Origin of the sequence: Arthrobacter sp. V1I7 (genome assembly GCF_030817015.1) — a bacterium.
Classification (GTDB): domain Bacteria; phylum Actinomycetota; class Actinomycetes; order Actinomycetales; family Micrococcaceae; genus Arthrobacter.
On the sequence record NZ_JAUSYS010000001.1, the window covers coordinates 2831647 to 2845836 of the forward strand.

Annotated in this window: 13 protein-coding genes; 8 read left to right on the forward strand and 5 right to left on the reverse strand. The window is 67.2% G+C overall.

The annotated features are described in order from the left end of the window. Positions 1–194: 194 nt before the first annotated feature. Together QFZ69_RS13060 and dinB are read right to left on the reverse strand one after the other, a co-directional pair. Complete coding sequence (locus QFZ69_RS13060; RefSeq protein WP_306918744.1) at positions 195–569, reverse strand: DUF3040 domain-containing protein; 375 nt, start codon at positions 567–569, stop codon at positions 195–197. A gap of 288 nt (positions 570–857) precedes the next feature. Beyond that, complete coding sequence (dinB, locus tag QFZ69_RS13065; protein WP_306918745.1) at positions 858–2084, reverse strand: DNA polymerase IV; 1227 nt, start codon at positions 2082–2084, stop codon at positions 858–860. Between the two features lie 74 nt (positions 2085–2158). Between dinB and QFZ69_RS13070 the strand changes: the two genes are divergently transcribed. Both QFZ69_RS13070 and QFZ69_RS13075 read left to right on the forward strand, forming a co-directional pair. Beyond that, a complete protein-coding gene (locus QFZ69_RS13070; RefSeq protein WP_306918746.1) occupies positions 2159–2689 on the forward strand; it encodes a hypothetical protein in 531 nt (176 codons plus the stop codon). Continuing rightward, a complete protein-coding gene (locus tag QFZ69_RS13075) occupies positions 2686–3780 on the forward strand; it encodes a polyprenyl synthetase family protein (RefSeq protein ID WP_306918747.1) in 1095 nt (364 codons plus the stop codon). Before QFZ69_RS13070 ends, QFZ69_RS13075 begins: the two co-directional genes overlap by 4 nt. 67 nt (positions 3781–3847) lie before the next feature. On the opposite strand, the gene QFZ69_RS13080 is transcribed toward QFZ69_RS13075, so the two are convergent. After that, positions 3848–4201 (reverse strand): Rv2175c family DNA-binding protein, encoded by a 354-nt coding sequence (locus QFZ69_RS13080; RefSeq protein WP_306918748.1) that lies wholly within the window; start codon positions 4199–4201, stop codon positions 3848–3850. Positions 4202–4500: 299 nt separating this feature from the next. On the opposite strand from QFZ69_RS13080, the gene QFZ69_RS13085 reads away from it, so the two are divergent. Together QFZ69_RS13085 and QFZ69_RS13090 are read left to right on the forward strand one after the other, a co-directional pair. Next, entirely contained in the window at positions 4501–5862 is a 1362-nt protein-coding gene (locus QFZ69_RS13085; RefSeq protein WP_306918749.1) for a lytic transglycosylase domain-containing protein, read from the forward strand. A 122-nt stretch (positions 5863–5984) separates the two neighbouring features. Continuing rightward, positions 5985–8150: a Stk1 family PASTA domain-containing Ser/Thr kinase gene (locus tag QFZ69_RS13090; protein WP_306918750.1), complete on the forward strand. Its 2166-nt coding sequence runs from the start codon at positions 5985–5987 to the stop codon at positions 8148–8150. Between the two features lie 74 nt (positions 8151–8224). Here QFZ69_RS13090 and QFZ69_RS13095 read toward each other — a convergent pair whose 3' ends face one another. Both QFZ69_RS13095 and QFZ69_RS13100 read right to left on the reverse strand, forming a co-directional pair. Beyond that, complete coding sequence (locus tag QFZ69_RS13095) at positions 8225–9616, reverse strand: class II 3-deoxy-7-phosphoheptulonate synthase (RefSeq protein WP_306918751.1); 1392 nt, start codon at positions 9614–9616, stop codon at positions 8225–8227. A gap of 63 nt (positions 9617–9679) precedes the next feature. Then, a complete protein-coding gene (locus QFZ69_RS13100) occupies positions 9680–10420 on the reverse strand; it encodes a 1-acyl-sn-glycerol-3-phosphate acyltransferase (RefSeq protein ID WP_306918752.1) in 741 nt (246 codons plus the stop codon). 109 nt (positions 10421–10529) lie between these two features. Between QFZ69_RS13100 and QFZ69_RS13105 the strand changes: the two genes are divergently transcribed. The 4 genes from QFZ69_RS13105 (at position 10530) to QFZ69_RS13120 (ending at position 14118) form a co-directional block, all read left to right on the forward strand. Beyond that, on the forward strand, positions 10530–11348 hold the full coding sequence (locus QFZ69_RS13105) for a carboxylesterase (RefSeq protein ID WP_306918753.1): 819 nt from the start codon (positions 10530–10532) through the stop codon (positions 11346–11348). After that, positions 11345–12148, forward strand: a complete 804-nt coding sequence (locus QFZ69_RS13110) for a carboxylesterase (protein WP_306918754.1) — start codon at positions 11345–11347, stop codon at positions 12146–12148. The genes QFZ69_RS13105 and QFZ69_RS13110 overlap by 4 nt, the downstream gene beginning before the upstream one ends. Then, a complete protein-coding gene (locus QFZ69_RS13115) occupies positions 12141–12740 on the forward strand; it encodes a hypothetical protein (protein ID WP_306918755.1) in 600 nt (199 codons plus the stop codon). Before QFZ69_RS13110 ends, QFZ69_RS13115 begins: the two co-directional genes overlap by 8 nt. Before the next feature lie 154 nt (positions 12741–12894). Next, a complete protein-coding gene (locus QFZ69_RS13120) occupies positions 12895–14118 on the forward strand; it encodes an IS110 family transposase (protein ID WP_306919541.1) in 1224 nt (407 codons plus the stop codon). Positions 14119–14190: the final 72 nt, after the last annotated feature.

Genomic DNA, 14190 nt, shown 5'->3' on the forward strand with positions numbered 1-14190 from the left:
GTGGAGGAATTTCGGGCTCCGGCGCCCCGGGTTCCCGCTTTCGTCCGGAGGCGGGGCCGGCCGCAGGGTCCTGGACCTCCATGGACGTCCAAAAATGCCCCGCTTAACGTCAAAAGACCCGCCGAAGCGGGTCTTTTAGTACCTCCGGGCTGCCTGTGGTGGGGAATGGAGGAGCGCCCGACGTCGGAGGGCCCCTAGGACTCCCCCCGGTGCCGTTCGTCCCAGCGTTCCTCCAGGTTGCTCATGAATGAGCTTCTGGACTTTCCGGGCTTCCCCGCGCCTCCACCGGACTTGGCCTTGCCGGGAGCGGAGCTGCGCATGGTCGCAAAGTAGACGCCCGCTCCCATCACGACAAATCCCAGTACCCCGACCAGTATGTTCTGGACGGTCACGCCGACCAGCAGGAGCAGCACGCCCGCGAGCGCGGCCAGCACCCCAATCACCAGATGGCGGGTGGACCATGAGCGTCCCGGGTCCGAGCCCATCGAACTGGCGAACTTGGGATCGTCCTCATGTAGCTGCTTCTCAAGTTGCTCAAGCAACTTCTGTTCGTGCTCCGAGAGCGGCATCACGACCTCCTTAAAGTCGGCCAACGTCCAGACTTGACGTGGCCAGTGTCCCTGAACCCATAACGACCGGGATTCCTGAGTGGTTCCCGTTCGCCGTCGTTGGTCGAATCGGGGTGCCCACATGGGGTTTGCCTCGGTCCCTGTTGGGTGTTCTGCTGGTCACGCATCAGCCCGAACGCTCGTTCCAGTCGTTCCAAACTTTGTATATATAAGGATAGTTTGTCGCGGGCAGTTCTGAAAGACGCTGGGCCAGTTGGCACGCCGAAACGACCACCCGACGGCGGGCTGTCAGCCGGCGCCGCTGCCCGGATCAAGAAGTCGGGCCGGCAGCACCGACTTTGTCCCAAATTTTCGCGTTACGGCGTCCAAGGCCTGCTCGGCGGCGCGCCAGTTGTCATCCCGGCGGTCCAGGCTCAATTGCAGTGGGGCCTGAGCCGCTTCCTCCAGCTGCTCGGCCCGGATGCCCACGAGCCGGACCGTCATCGGCCGGTCCCCGACGGATTCCAGGAGCTGCACGGCCACAGCATAGAGCAGCTGGGCGCTGTCGATCGGTGTGCTGACCGTCCGGCTGCGGGTAATTGTGGAGAAATCCGCATACCGAAGCTTGAGTGCAACGGTTCGGGCGTGCATGCCGGCGCTGCGGAGCCGCTCGGCGGTGCGGTGCGAGAGGCGCAGCAGTTCCCGGTGCAGCAGCGCATCGTCGGCCGTGTCCACCGCGAAAGTCTCTTCCGCCCCGATGCTTTTCTCCAGCCGCACCGGGGTTACCGGGCGGGGGTCGATCCCCCAGGAGAGGCGGTACACGTGTTCGCCGGAGGCGCCAAGCACCTTCCGAAGCGACGGCAGCGGCGAGGCTGCGACGTCGGCCACAGTGCGGATTCCCAGCCGGGACAGAACCTCGACGGTCTTGGCGCCGACGCCCCAGAGCGCACTCACCGGCAGGCTGTGGAGATAAGGCAATGTCTCCTCAGGCCCGATCAGCAGTAAACCGTCCGGCTTGCACCGGGTGGAGGCAATCTTGGCCACGAACTTGCTGGCCGCGATCCCCACGGACGCCGTGATGCCCAATTCCCGTTGGACCCGGGCCCTGATGAGCTCGCCGATCTCCCGGGGCGGACCCAGCCTGCGGATTGCGCCGCCGACGTCGAGGAAGGCCTCATCCACGCTCAGCGGTTCGACCAGATCGGTGATCGAGCCGAAGATGGCCATGATCTGTCCGGACACCTCGTAGTACAGCTTGTGGCGCGGCTCGATGATGACGGCCGACGGGCACATGCGGGCCGCGACCACCATCGGCATCGCCGAACGCACCCCGAAGGCGCGGGCCTCGTAGGAGGCGGAAAGCACGACGGACCGCTCCGCGGGGTAACCGACGATCACGGGCTTACCCTTGAGGTTTGGCCGGCCGCGCAGCTCCACCGAGACGAAGAATGCATCCATGTCCACGTGCAGGATACTGCTGCGCCGGAGTTCGCGAAGCCTCGCTTCAAGCTGCTGTTTATCTCTGTCCGGCCCCACGGCATCAATCCTATGTCCCGGGACTGACTAAACTGGAGGCTGAATCCGGCGTCAACACCAGGAGGAAAGTCCCTGTGAAGGTTTTTGGAGAGCGCAAACGTGCTGCGGTTGCCGTTTTTGCTGCGGGCACCCTAATGGCCCTGGCCGCCTGCACGCCCGCCGCGGGGACCGCTTCCTCGACCACCCTGTCAGGACCGGCCGCAGCCTCGACCGCGCCCGCTACCACCACCGCCCCTCCCAAACCTTCCGCTGAGCCCGGCACCTCGGCCACGGTAGGAGCCCTGGTCCCGGCATTTCCGCAGCAGCTCCTGCCGCTGATGCCCGGCGCAAAGGTGGTCTCCAGCAGTTTCGACAAGACGACCGCGCCGGCCACGGTGGCACTGGTCGGCAGCAGCACGGCCCCGGCTGCCGACGTCCTGGCCTTTTACACGGCTCAACTGGAGGCCCAGGGCTTCAAGGCCGTCCCGGGCGAGACGGTGGGCTCGGTCCCGTCGAAGGATTTCCTGCGCGGTGACAACGAGACCGTCAACATTTCCGTGGTGGAGACCGCTGGCATCTCGACCTTCACGATCGGCGCGAACGTCGCTGCCGAGTCGGTCAAGTGACTCTCGCGGAGCAGCTGCGCCTTGAACAGACTGGCTACGTAGCCGCCGTCGCGGGCAAGCTCACCGATTTCCTGTCCACCCGCCACGCCGTCATGTCCTCCATTTCACAGGACATCGACCCACTGATGGGCTCCATTTCCAACCTGGTCACCGGGGGCAAGAGGCTGCGGGCACTCATGTGCTACTGGGGCTGGCGCGGGGCAGGCGGGGAGGCCGGTGCCGGCGAAGTGGTCACAGCCGGGTCTGCCCTGGAGCTGTTCCAGGCCGCCGCCCTCATTCACGACGACATCATTGACCGCTCGGACACGCGCCGCGGCGGGCCCAGTGTACACCGGCGCTTCAGTGACCTCCACGAGACCCAGGGCTGGGCGCTCGACCGGGAACGGTTCGGCCATGCCGCGGCCATCCTGACCGGAGACCTGTGCCTGTCCTTCAGCGAGGAGTCCTTCACGGAAATCGGGGACCGGGCCGCTTCGGGCAGCCGGGCACGGCTGATCTTCAACCTGATGCGCGCCGAGGTCATGGCCGGGCAGTACCTGGACATCCTGGAAGAGGTTGCCGGACCGCGGCGCGACCGGGCAGGCGCCGTCAGCCGGGCCCAGTCGATCATCCGCTTCAAGTCCGCCAAATACTCCACCGAGCACCCTCTGGCCCTGGGCGGGGCGCTGGCCGGCGCGTCGGACGAACTACTTCGAGGCTATTCGGCCTTTGCCCTCCCGCTGGGCGAGGCCTTCCAGCTTCGGGACGACGTGCTGGGGGTATTCGGCGACCCGGTGACGACCGGCAAGCCTGCCGGGGACGATCTGCGCGAAGGGAAGCGGACTGTCCTCGTGGCGTTCGCTCTGGACCAGGCCACGCCGGCCGAATCGGCGTTCATCGATGCACGGCTGGGAAACCCCGGGCTGGATGAGGCGGACATCGACGAGATCCGCCGCATCATCGTTGACTGCGGCGCGCTGCACGCCACCGAAGTCTTGATTGAGGAGTTCGGACGCGCAGCCTTCGCGGCCCTCGAGCTGTTGCCGCTGGAGGAGCTGCCCAAGACCGCGCTTCGGAAGCTGGCCGAGGCCACGGTGAGCCGAACCGCCTGACAGGCCTCCAGGGGACCGGCCTGCCTCCCGGTGCGTCCGCGGACGGACTCACCGGGGAAAACCCGTGCTACCAGGCGAGGGACTGTGCCCGGCGGCGGATCTCCGTCTTGCGCCCTTCGCGGAGGGCGTCGATCGGGCGCCCACGGAGCGAATCGTCCGGGGTAAAGAGCCAGGCGATGAGTTCCTCGTCGGAGTAACCCGCGTCGGACAGCACCACGACCGTGCCTTTAAGGCTCTCGACCGGGTGGCCGTCCTGGATGAATGCCGCGGGCACCGAACGAATCCGCCGGTCGCCGACCCGCAGTGCCGCCAGTGCACGTTCATCGAGGAGCGCATGGACCTTCGTAATGGAAACATTCAGAAGCTGGGCAACATCGGGCAGGGGCAGCCATTCGCCCACAAGGCTTTCTACAGTACTCACGGATCAAGACTGCCATGGCGGACGCTTCTGCGCCTAGTCGTGGCCGGGCTCTTACCGGCGCTTAATGCCCCGCCCGGCCTTGGACTGCCACCGCGAACACGACCCTATTAATCAGCGCATTCTGCCCGACACACCCGGAGTGTTTGTTTGCATAATGTCCGGGCGTTCTTGTGCTAACTACCAAATCATGAGACATTCACATAGACCACATTTGTAACAGCATTAACAAAGGTCACACTGGTAACGCCAGTAACACCGGCCTAACCCGCAGCGTTCGCCGCTGAGAAGAGGATCTTTCCATGACGACGTTCCGTTCGCCGAAGCCCCCAGCGCGGCCCAGCCTGCCGTTGATTGCGGCGACGACGGCCGCCCTTCCCGCGGTAGTCCTTTCCTCCTTGGCGGTTGCCCAACCGGCGTCAGCCGAGTCCCGCAGCCGCTCCATCCCGGCCACCCTGGCGGCCGCCATGCGTGCGCAGGCACAGGGGGTGACTCCGCTGGTGTCCGCCATGATTCCGGCCGCCTCGGTCTCGGCGGCCATCCCCACATCCCTGCGTCCGACCCAGGCCACGGCCCCGGCCGAGTACACCATCGAGCGCGGGGACACGATCAGCGGAATCGCCGGTAAGTTCGGCCTGGACACATACGCCGTACTGGCGCTGAACAACCTGCAGGCCAACACGATCATTTACCCGGGGCAGAAGATCCAGCTCGGCGGGAATGCACCGGCACCGGCTCCCGCGGCACAGCCGAGCGCACCGGAGTCCACCGGAACTTCCTACACGGTCGAGCCGGGCGACACCCTGGGTGCGATCGCAGCACGCCACGGCGTCCAGCTCGCGGAGGTCCTGGGCTGGAACGGGCTGAACTTGGGCTCCATCATCTATCCCGGCCAGAAGATCACGATCGGCGCCGGCACGACGGCTCCGTCGCCGTCCGCTCCGGCAGCCCCGGCTCCGGCGGCAACCCCCGCCGCCCCCGCCTCCGGCTCGTACACCATCAAGGCCGGCGACACCCTCTCGGGAATTGCGGCCCGGAATGGCGTCAAGCTCACGGACATCCTCTCCGCCAACCGGCTGACCATGAGCACCATCATCTACCCCGGCCAGAAGCTGGTGCTTGCGGGCGGGTCATCGATCGCACCGGCGTCCAGCCAGACTCCGGCCACCGTGACCCCGTTGGTGCCCAGCACCTTCCTTGGGTTCACCTACCCGGCAGCCGTGGTCAGCTCGGCCAACCAGAACAAGGCCTTGCTCAACGCCGCCCCGGTCCCGAGCCGCGAGCAGATGAAATCCATCGTGGCCGATACGGCCCGCCGGATGGGCGTGGACGCCTCCCTGGCGCTGGCCTTCGCCCTTCAGGAATCCGGTTTCGACCAGCGCGCGGTCTCCCCCGCCAACGCGATCGGAACCATGCAAGTGATCCCGTCCTCGGGCGAGTGGGCGTCTGATCTCGTGGGCCGCCAGCTGAACCTGCTGGACCCCTATGACAACGCCGTCGCCGGTGTCGCCATCATCCGCCAGCTGGTCCGCACCAGCAGCGACCTGGACAACGCGATTGCAGGCTACTACCAGGGCCAGTACTCGGTCAGCACGTACGGCATGTACGAAGACACCAAACAGTATGTGGCCGCCATCAAGGCCCACCAGAAGAACGTCGGCTAGGTCCCGGGGGACAGAGCCACCGGCCTGAACGCGTTCCGCCAGGCTCCCCCGAAGGATAACGATACGGGTCCGGATCTGATGTTGATCCGGGCCCGTTTCCGTGCAACGTTTAGGATCATAAGGTGCAGGAATACACGTCGGACCCTCTCGTTGGCACTTTGGTGGATGGCCGGTACCTGATTCAGTCCAGGCTGGCCAGCGGAGGCATGTCCACGGTCTACCTGGCTACGGACGGCCGGCTCGAGCGCGACGTGGCCCTCAAGGTGCTGCACCCGCATCTGGCCGGAGACCCCCAGTTCCTGGACCGCCTCGGACGCGAGGCCAAGGCGGCGGCCCGGCTGTCCCATCCGCACGTCGTCGGTGTCCTCGACCAGGGCGAAGACGGCCGGATCGCGTACCTCGTCATGGAGTACATCAAGGGCCACACCCTCCGTGACGTTCTCAAGCAAAGAGGTGCGCTCCCGCCGCGTCTCGCCCTGGCCCTGGTCGCCCCCGTGGTGGAAGGGCTCGGAGCCGCCCACGCGGCCGGCCTCATCCACCGGGACATCAAACCCGAAAACGTGCTCATTGCCGACGATGGCCGGATCAAGGTCGGTGACTTCGGACTTGCCCGGGCGATCTCCACCTCGACCAGCACCGGAGCCCTGATCGGAACGGTGGCCTACCTCTCCCCCGAACTGGTTCTCGGCAAACAGGCCGACGCCCGCAGCGACATCTACTCTGTCGGCATCATGCTGTACGAGATGATCACCGGCCGGCAGCCGTTCGACGGCGACGTACCCATCCAGGTGGCATACCAGCACGTCAACTCGACCGTGGGTGCCCCCTCGGCGTTGGTCCCGGGCCTGGCCGAAGAAATCGATGAACTGGTGCAGTGGTGCACGGCTAACGATCCGGACAAACGGCCTGTGGACGGAAACACGCTGCTGTCCGAACTCCGGCACATCAGGACCAACCTGAGCGACGCCGAACTCGATATCCAGCCTCCGGCGGCGCACGCATCTGTTCCCCCCGTGCCTCCCCCGACGGGTCCGCCAACCCTCGGACGCCCCGCCGGGCGCCCCGACGGGAAGGCCGCCCCGGACGGCCCCGCGGACGAAGGGGACCCGCACTCCCGGACCGAGGTGATCGGCGGGATCCAACGGCCCACCGAAATCATCTCCCGCGGCAGTAACCCCACCACGGTGATGTCCGCGGCTCCCCGGCGCCCGGCCTACGGCCCGCTCTCCGCCCCGGACGAGGCTCCGGACCCCTACGGCGAGGGCTCGTACGACGACGACGGCCGGGGCACAGTGGCGGGGCCCGCCAGCAAGCGCACGCAGCGCAAGCTGGACCGCGATGAGGAGAAGGCCCGCCAGCGCGCTGCGGCCACCCCGGTCCGGTCCCTGCGTGCAGGCAATCCCCGCCGCCGGGGTCTGCTGTGGATCCTGCTGCTGGTCATTGCCGCGCTGCTCGCCGCCGGCGCCGGCTGGTTCTTCGGCATGGGTCCCGGCTCCCCCGGGACAATTCCGCAACTGGCCAACAAGACGGTGGCGGAGGCGCAGCAGCTGCTGCGGACCGCCGGCTTTCAGTCCACCATTGAGGACGTCTACGACGACAATGTCCCGCCGGGGCTTGTCGTCGGGTCGGAACCCGACGCCGGACAGGTCATCCGGAAGTTCCACACGGTGTCACTGGCCGTCTCCAAGGGTCCCGAGCTGTTCCCGCTGCCGGAGCTGACCGGAAAGACCCTGGACGAGGCCAAGACGACACTTAACGGCGCCGGGATGGCCCTGGGACAGATCACCGAAACGTTCGACGAATCGGCAGCCGCCGGCACCGTCCTGTCCCAGGCCCCGCGCAGCGGCAATCCGGTGAAGCACGGCACTCCCGTGGCGCTGACCGTCTCCAAGGGCCCGCAGCCCATCCCGGTTCCGGATGTCCGCGGCCAGGAGCAGGACGACGCGGTGAAGGCCTTGGAGGCCGCCGGACTCAAGGCCGTGATCGCCCCGGGGACGGTCAACGACCGCCGGGTCCCCAAGGGCGCCGTGCTGGCCCAGGACCCCGCCTCCGGGAACCTCACCAAAGGCGGCGCCGTGACCTTGACCATTTCCGAGGGACCGCGGTTCGTCGAAGTCCCCAGCTTCATCGGCAAGCAGGCCAAGGAAGCCGAGCAAGCCCTGAGGCAGCTGGGCTTCGAGGTCCGCATTAACAACATCCTCGGCGGCTTCTTCGGCACCGTCCGGGACCAGGACCCGGTGGAAAAGACGGTGCCGGAGGGCTCCGTCGTCACGCTGACCGTGGTCTAGCAGCCCGGAAAGCCAAACAGCTCCGCCCGGCTGGATCAGCCGGGCGGAGCTGTCAGGTACTTCCGGTCACCAGCTCAGCGCTTCGACAGGGCTCCCGCCACCAGGAAGGCCATCTCGAGGGACTGCATGTGGTTCAGGCGCGGGTCGCAGACGGATTCGTAGCGGTCCAGGAACGCTTCCTGGTCGATCGGGTCGGCGCCGCCGAGGCACTCGGCCACGTCGTCGCCGGTCATTTCCACGTGCAGTCCGCCCGGGACGGTGCCGAGGGCGTGGTGGACCTCGAAGAAGCCGCGCACCTCGTCGATGACGTCGTCGAAGTTGCGGGTCTTGTAGCCGTTGGGCGAGGTGACGGTGTTGCCGTGCATCGGGTCGGTGACCCACAGGACCTGGGCGCCGGAGGCGGTGACACGCTCCACCACACGCGGCAGCTTCTCGCGGATATTGGCCGCTCCCATCCGGGTGATGAAGGTCAGGCGGCCGGGCTCGCGGTCCGGATCCAGTTTGTCGATCAGCCGCAGGGCGTCGTCGCCGCTCGTGGACGGGCCGAGCTTCACACCGATCGGGTTGCGCACCCGGGAGAGGAAGTCGACGTGCGCGTTATCCAGCTCGCGGGTCCGCTCGCCGATCCACAGGAAATGCGCGGAGGTGTCGTAGGGGAAACCGGTCCGCGAATCGATCCGGGTGAGGGCGCGCTCGTAATCCAGCAGCAACGCCTCGTGGCTGGCGTAGAACTCCACGCGCTTCAGCGCTTCGAAATCCGCCCCGCAGGAGGCCATGAACTGGATGGCACGGTCAATGTCCCGCGCCAGCGACTCGTAGCGGGCGTGCGCCGGGTTCTCCGTGAAGCCCTTGTTCCACTGGTGCACCAGGCGCAGGTCAGCGAAACCGCCCTGGGTGAAGGCCCGGATCAGGTTCAGCGTGGAGGCGGAGGTGTGGTACGCCTTGAGCATCCGGCTGGCATCGTGTGCCCGGGACCCGGGGGTGAAGTCGTAGCCGTTGACGATGTCGCCGCGGTAGGCCGGCAGCGTCACGCCGTCGCGGGTCTCGTCGTTGGAGGAGCGCGGCTTGGCGAACTGGCCTGCCATGCGTCCCATCTTGATGACCGGCATGGCCGCACCGTACGTCAGGACCACCGCCATCTGGAGGATGGTGCGGACCCGGGCGCTGATCTTATCCGCCGTGGCGGCCTCGAACGTTTCCGCGCAGTCACCGCCCTGGAGCAGGAATGCCTTGCCCTGCGCCGCAGCCGCGAGCCGCTCCCGCAGGATGTCCACTTCGCCCGCGAAGACAAGCGGCGGCAGGACGGAGAGCTCCTTGACCGAGGCTTCAAAGACTGCCTGGTCCGACCAGCTCGGCTGCTGGGAGGCCGGCAGGTCCCGCCAGTGATCCAGGCCGGGATAGTTGGCTGCACCGCTCCGGGCAGTGCTGGTCAGGGAAAAGGCCGAAGGCGCAGATAGCTCAGTCACCCTCTAAGGATAGTTGCTTCGCGGGTTCCCCGGAGCCGTCCGTCATTGACCGTCCCGGGCCCGTCACACACTTCCCGGTGTTGCCCCGTCGCCCGCGGCTCCGTCCGCAGACTTCCCGGTTGCTTTTCCGGCGAGCCGGAGCTTGACGGCGGCGGCGTACTCGTCGACGTATTCCTGGCCGGAGAGGCGCATCAGCGCATACATGATCTCGTCCGTGACGGAACGCTGGATCAGCCGGTCATCCTCCATGCCGTAGTAACGGCTGAAGTCGAGCGGCTCCCCGAAGATCAACCCGATGCGCCGGATATTGGGCACCCGCTTGCCGATCGGCTGGACCTTGTCCGTTCCGATCATGGCCACCGGGATAACCGGAACCCGTGCCTGCAGTGCCAGCCGTGCCACGCCTACCTTGCCGCGGTACAGCCGCGCGTCCGGGCTGCGCGTGCCCTCGGGATAGATCCCAAGGAGCGAGCCGTTCTTCAGCACGTCCATGCCCGCGTCCAGCGACTGGGCCGAGGCCGCTCCCCCGGACCGGTCCATCGGCAGTTGGTTGGTCAGCCGGAAGAAGGCGGCGGTCAGTTTGCCCTTGATTCCCGTGCCCGTGAAGTATTCGGATTTTGCCAGGAACACCACGGGGCGGGGCACCATGAGGGGCATGAAAATGGAATCCGAGAAGGAGAGGTGGTTCGAGGCCAGGATGGCCGCGCCCTCGGCGGGAACATTGTCCAGGCCCTTGACCCAGGGCCGGAACAGCGTCTTCAGCACCGGCCCGAGAACGAACGTCTTCATGAACCAATAAAACACGGGCGTACCTCTCCGGAAGGCGTCCGGCCGGTCCTTCGTCGGGCCGGCCGGGACTTCAATGACAGCCTACTCTAGTGAGTTTTGCGCCGAACAGTGACACGATGGGCACATGACCGGAAGCAGCACTCCCCTGGCGCCCGCAGCGTTCAGTTACCCCGGCCACGGCGCCAACGCGGGCATCGGGGTGGCGATCTGCCACGGCTTCACCGGCAGCCCGCTCAGTGTCCTTCCCTGGGCCCGGCACCTGGCTGACCAGGGCTTCGCCGTGTCGGTCCCGCTGCTGCCCGGCCACGGCACCGACTGGCGCGACCTCGCCCGCCACCGCTGGCAGGACTGGTACACGGCCTTCGAGGTCGCGTACCAGGAACTAGCCGCGGGAACCCGGGACTGTTTCGTTGCCGGGCTCTCCATGGGCGGGACGATCGCGCTGCACACCGCGGCCCGGCATCAGGTCGCCGGAGTCGCCGTCGTTAACCCCGGGCTGAGCTTCTACGACCGCAGGGTGCGGTACATCGGGCTGCTGAAGTACCTCCAGCGGACCACGGTCCCGCTCCAGGAACAGAACCCGACGGCGGCATTCACCGAGGACGGCGACTACTCGCTGACCCCGCTGGCGGCCGTCCACCAGCTGAGCCGGCTGTTCAGGGCCACCGCAAGGGAGCTCCCCCGCGTCGAGGCCCCGGCCCTTGTCTTCAAGTCGGACACCGACGCCGTGGTCCCGCCGTCGTCCCTGAAGCTGCTGCGGCGCCGTCTCGGCTCCCGCGACGTGGAGGTCGTCCCGCTGCGGAACAGCGGCCACGTGGCCACGCTCGACGTCGAAGCGCCGCTGATCTTTGAACAATCCACCCGTTTCTTCCTGCAGCACGCAGCCGCAGCGTCCGCGTCGGCTTCGCAGCCGTCGGCCACAACAGCACCGGAGAGCCCATGAGCACGAGCCCCGACCACACGCCGTTCAGCGCCCCGTTCACCGGCACCGGCCCCCGGACCGGGGTCGTGCTGTCCCACGGCTTCACCGGCAGCCCGCACGGCGTCCGGGACTGGGCACGGTCCCTGGCCGACGCCGGTTACGCCGTACGGATGCCGTTGCTGCCCGGCCACGGCACGAGCTGGCAGGAGCTGGCCAGGACGCGCTGGCAGGACTGGCACGGCGGCCTGGACGCTGCATACCTGGAACTGGCGGACGAGTGCGAGCACATCGTCGCAGCCGGCTTGTCCATGGGCGGTGCACTCGCGCTCCGGATCGCTGCCACCCGTCCTGTGGCCGGCGTCGTGGTGGTGAATCCCGGTCTCGTGATCGACGACCCCCGCGCCCCGCTGGCCGGCATCCTCAAGCTCGTGCTCAAGAGCACCCCGGCCATCGCCAACGACATCCTCAAGGCAGGGATCACTGAGGGCGCCTATCCCCGGACCCCGGTGGCCGCCGCGCATGAGCTCAACAAGATGTTCAAGGACACGGTGCGGCTGCTGCCGCGGATCACAGCCCCGGTCCGGGTCTACCGCTCCGCCGTGGACCATGTGGTCTCCGATTCGAGCATGCTGGCGCTGCGCCGCGGGCTGACCCACGCCCCGTTGGAGGTCATCCGGCTCGAAAACAGCTACCACGTGGCGACCATGGACAACGATGCGCCTGAGATCTTCCGCGGCTCGGCGGAGTTTATCCGCACGGTGATTGCCGCCGGCACGCCGGGCACGGCCCACGCTAGCCAGAAGGACACGGCAGATGACTAGACCGGACCCCAACTCTCCTGACCCCGATTCATCGGATTCCCGCGCCAACCAGGACGACGCCGTCTGGCTGGACCTTGTGGCCAGGCTTGAGGGCAGCCCAGGCCCGGAAGACCCGAAGAACAACCCGACCAGCGGCCCTGCCGGGGAATCCGCTCCGGCCAGGCCGTTCAGCGACTTCGACCCCTTGGGACTCGCCGGTGGCCCGCCCATCGAACTTTCCGCCAAGGAACGGCTTGCCCGGACGCCGGAGGCAACAGGCGCGCCGGGTGCCGTGGACTCCTCCGGCCGGGATGCTGCCATGGACGGTCCGGAGGCTCTGGCCGGGCCCCGTGACTACGAGGCCGACGACGACGATGGAGCCTTTGTGCCGGAGGAGCCGCCCAGCCTTGCCGGCGCGGACCCGATGACGGTGCTGGCCTGGCTGGGCGCCGTCGGCGGCCCGATCGCCCTCCTGATGTCCGCCATGTTCTGGCGCTCCGCCCCGCTGATGGCCGTCCTGGCCATCGTCGCGGCCTTTACAGCGTCGGTGGTCTTCCTGATCATGAAGCTTCCGGGCGAGAAGGACGAGCACGACGACGGCGCCCGCGTCTAGGACGGTTACTCCCCTGGGATTGTTCCCAGCTGATATGAGTTGAGTTGTTCCTTCACAAACACCTCCGGAGATGCCAGAAGGGAAGTATCAGATTCCTTTGAGGATCTGGCGCTGGGCCGTGGGATCCTCCTGTCACTTTCCGGAGGTGGAGATGATGTCTCTTGATGTTGCTGTGGTGCGGGCGCCAACGGTTGTTGTTGTTGCTGTCGATGTGGGAAAGTCGACGGTCGCGTTGTCGGTCACGGGCGCAGATCGCCGGCGTTTGCTGGGTCAAGTGGATTTTAAGATGACAGCGCCGGGGCTTGAGGCAGTTCTGGCACGTGTCCGCCGCGTGCTGCCCGTTGCCGGGGCCCTGGTCAAGGTGGGGATAGAGGCTGCAGGCCACTACCATCGTCCTTTGCTGGCACCGTCTGCATGGCCTGCCGGGTGGGAGGTACTGGAGCTGAATCCGGCACACGTCGCCGAGCAACGGCGTGTCCAGGGCAGGCGCAGAATCAAGACCGATGCGATCGATCTTGAGGCGATCACCGAGCTGGTACTCGCCGGCCGCGGGGTTCCGGTGCGGTCCCGGGAGCTGGTCATCGGTGAACTGGCTGCCTGGTCCGCGCATCGGAGGCGACGGGTCCAGACCCGGACTGCCACGAAGAACCAACTGCTGGGCCAGCTGGACCGCTGTTTCCCAGGGCTTGGCCTGGTTCTGCCCGATGTGTTGGGCACCAAGGTCGGCAGGTTCGTCGCGGAACACTTTGCCGATCCGCACAGGCTGGCGGCCCTGGGCGCCGGCCGGTTCATCCGTTTCGCGGCCGTCCGGGGACTGCAGGTGCGACGGCCGGTGGCGGAAGGGCTGGTCACGGCCGCACGGGATGCGTTGCCAATGCCTGACGCTGCCGTCGCCAGGGAGGTTTTGGCCGCGGATCTGGTGTTGTTGTCGGACCTGGACGCCCAGGTAACGGCGGCCGAGGCGGCGATGGCCGCGTTGCTGCCCCGTAGTCCTTTTGCCACGCTGATCACGGTCCCCGGTTGGGGAACGGTCCGGGCCGGGAATTACGGTGCCGCCGTGGGCGACCCGCACCGCTGGCCCGGACCGTCTCAGGTCTATCGGGCCTCAGGGCTGTCTCCGATGCAGTACGAGTCCGCCGGCAGGCGCCGGGACGGTTCCATCAGCCGCGAAGGCAGCGTGACCCTGCGCCGGGCGCTGATCGACCTGGGCATTGGCCTATGGCTCTGCGACGGGCCCAGCCGCGCCCACGCGGCCGCGTTGAAGGAGCGTGGGAAGAACGGTGGCGTCGTCGCCTGTGCGATGGCGCACCGTGCCAACCGGATCGCCTACGCCTTGGTGCGTGACCAGACAGCCTACGACCCCGCGCACTGGGCCTGAGCAAACCCCCAGGCTTTCCCGGATAGCTGCCGGCCGCACCGCGGCGTACGGAGCGGTCAACGTGGAGCGCCC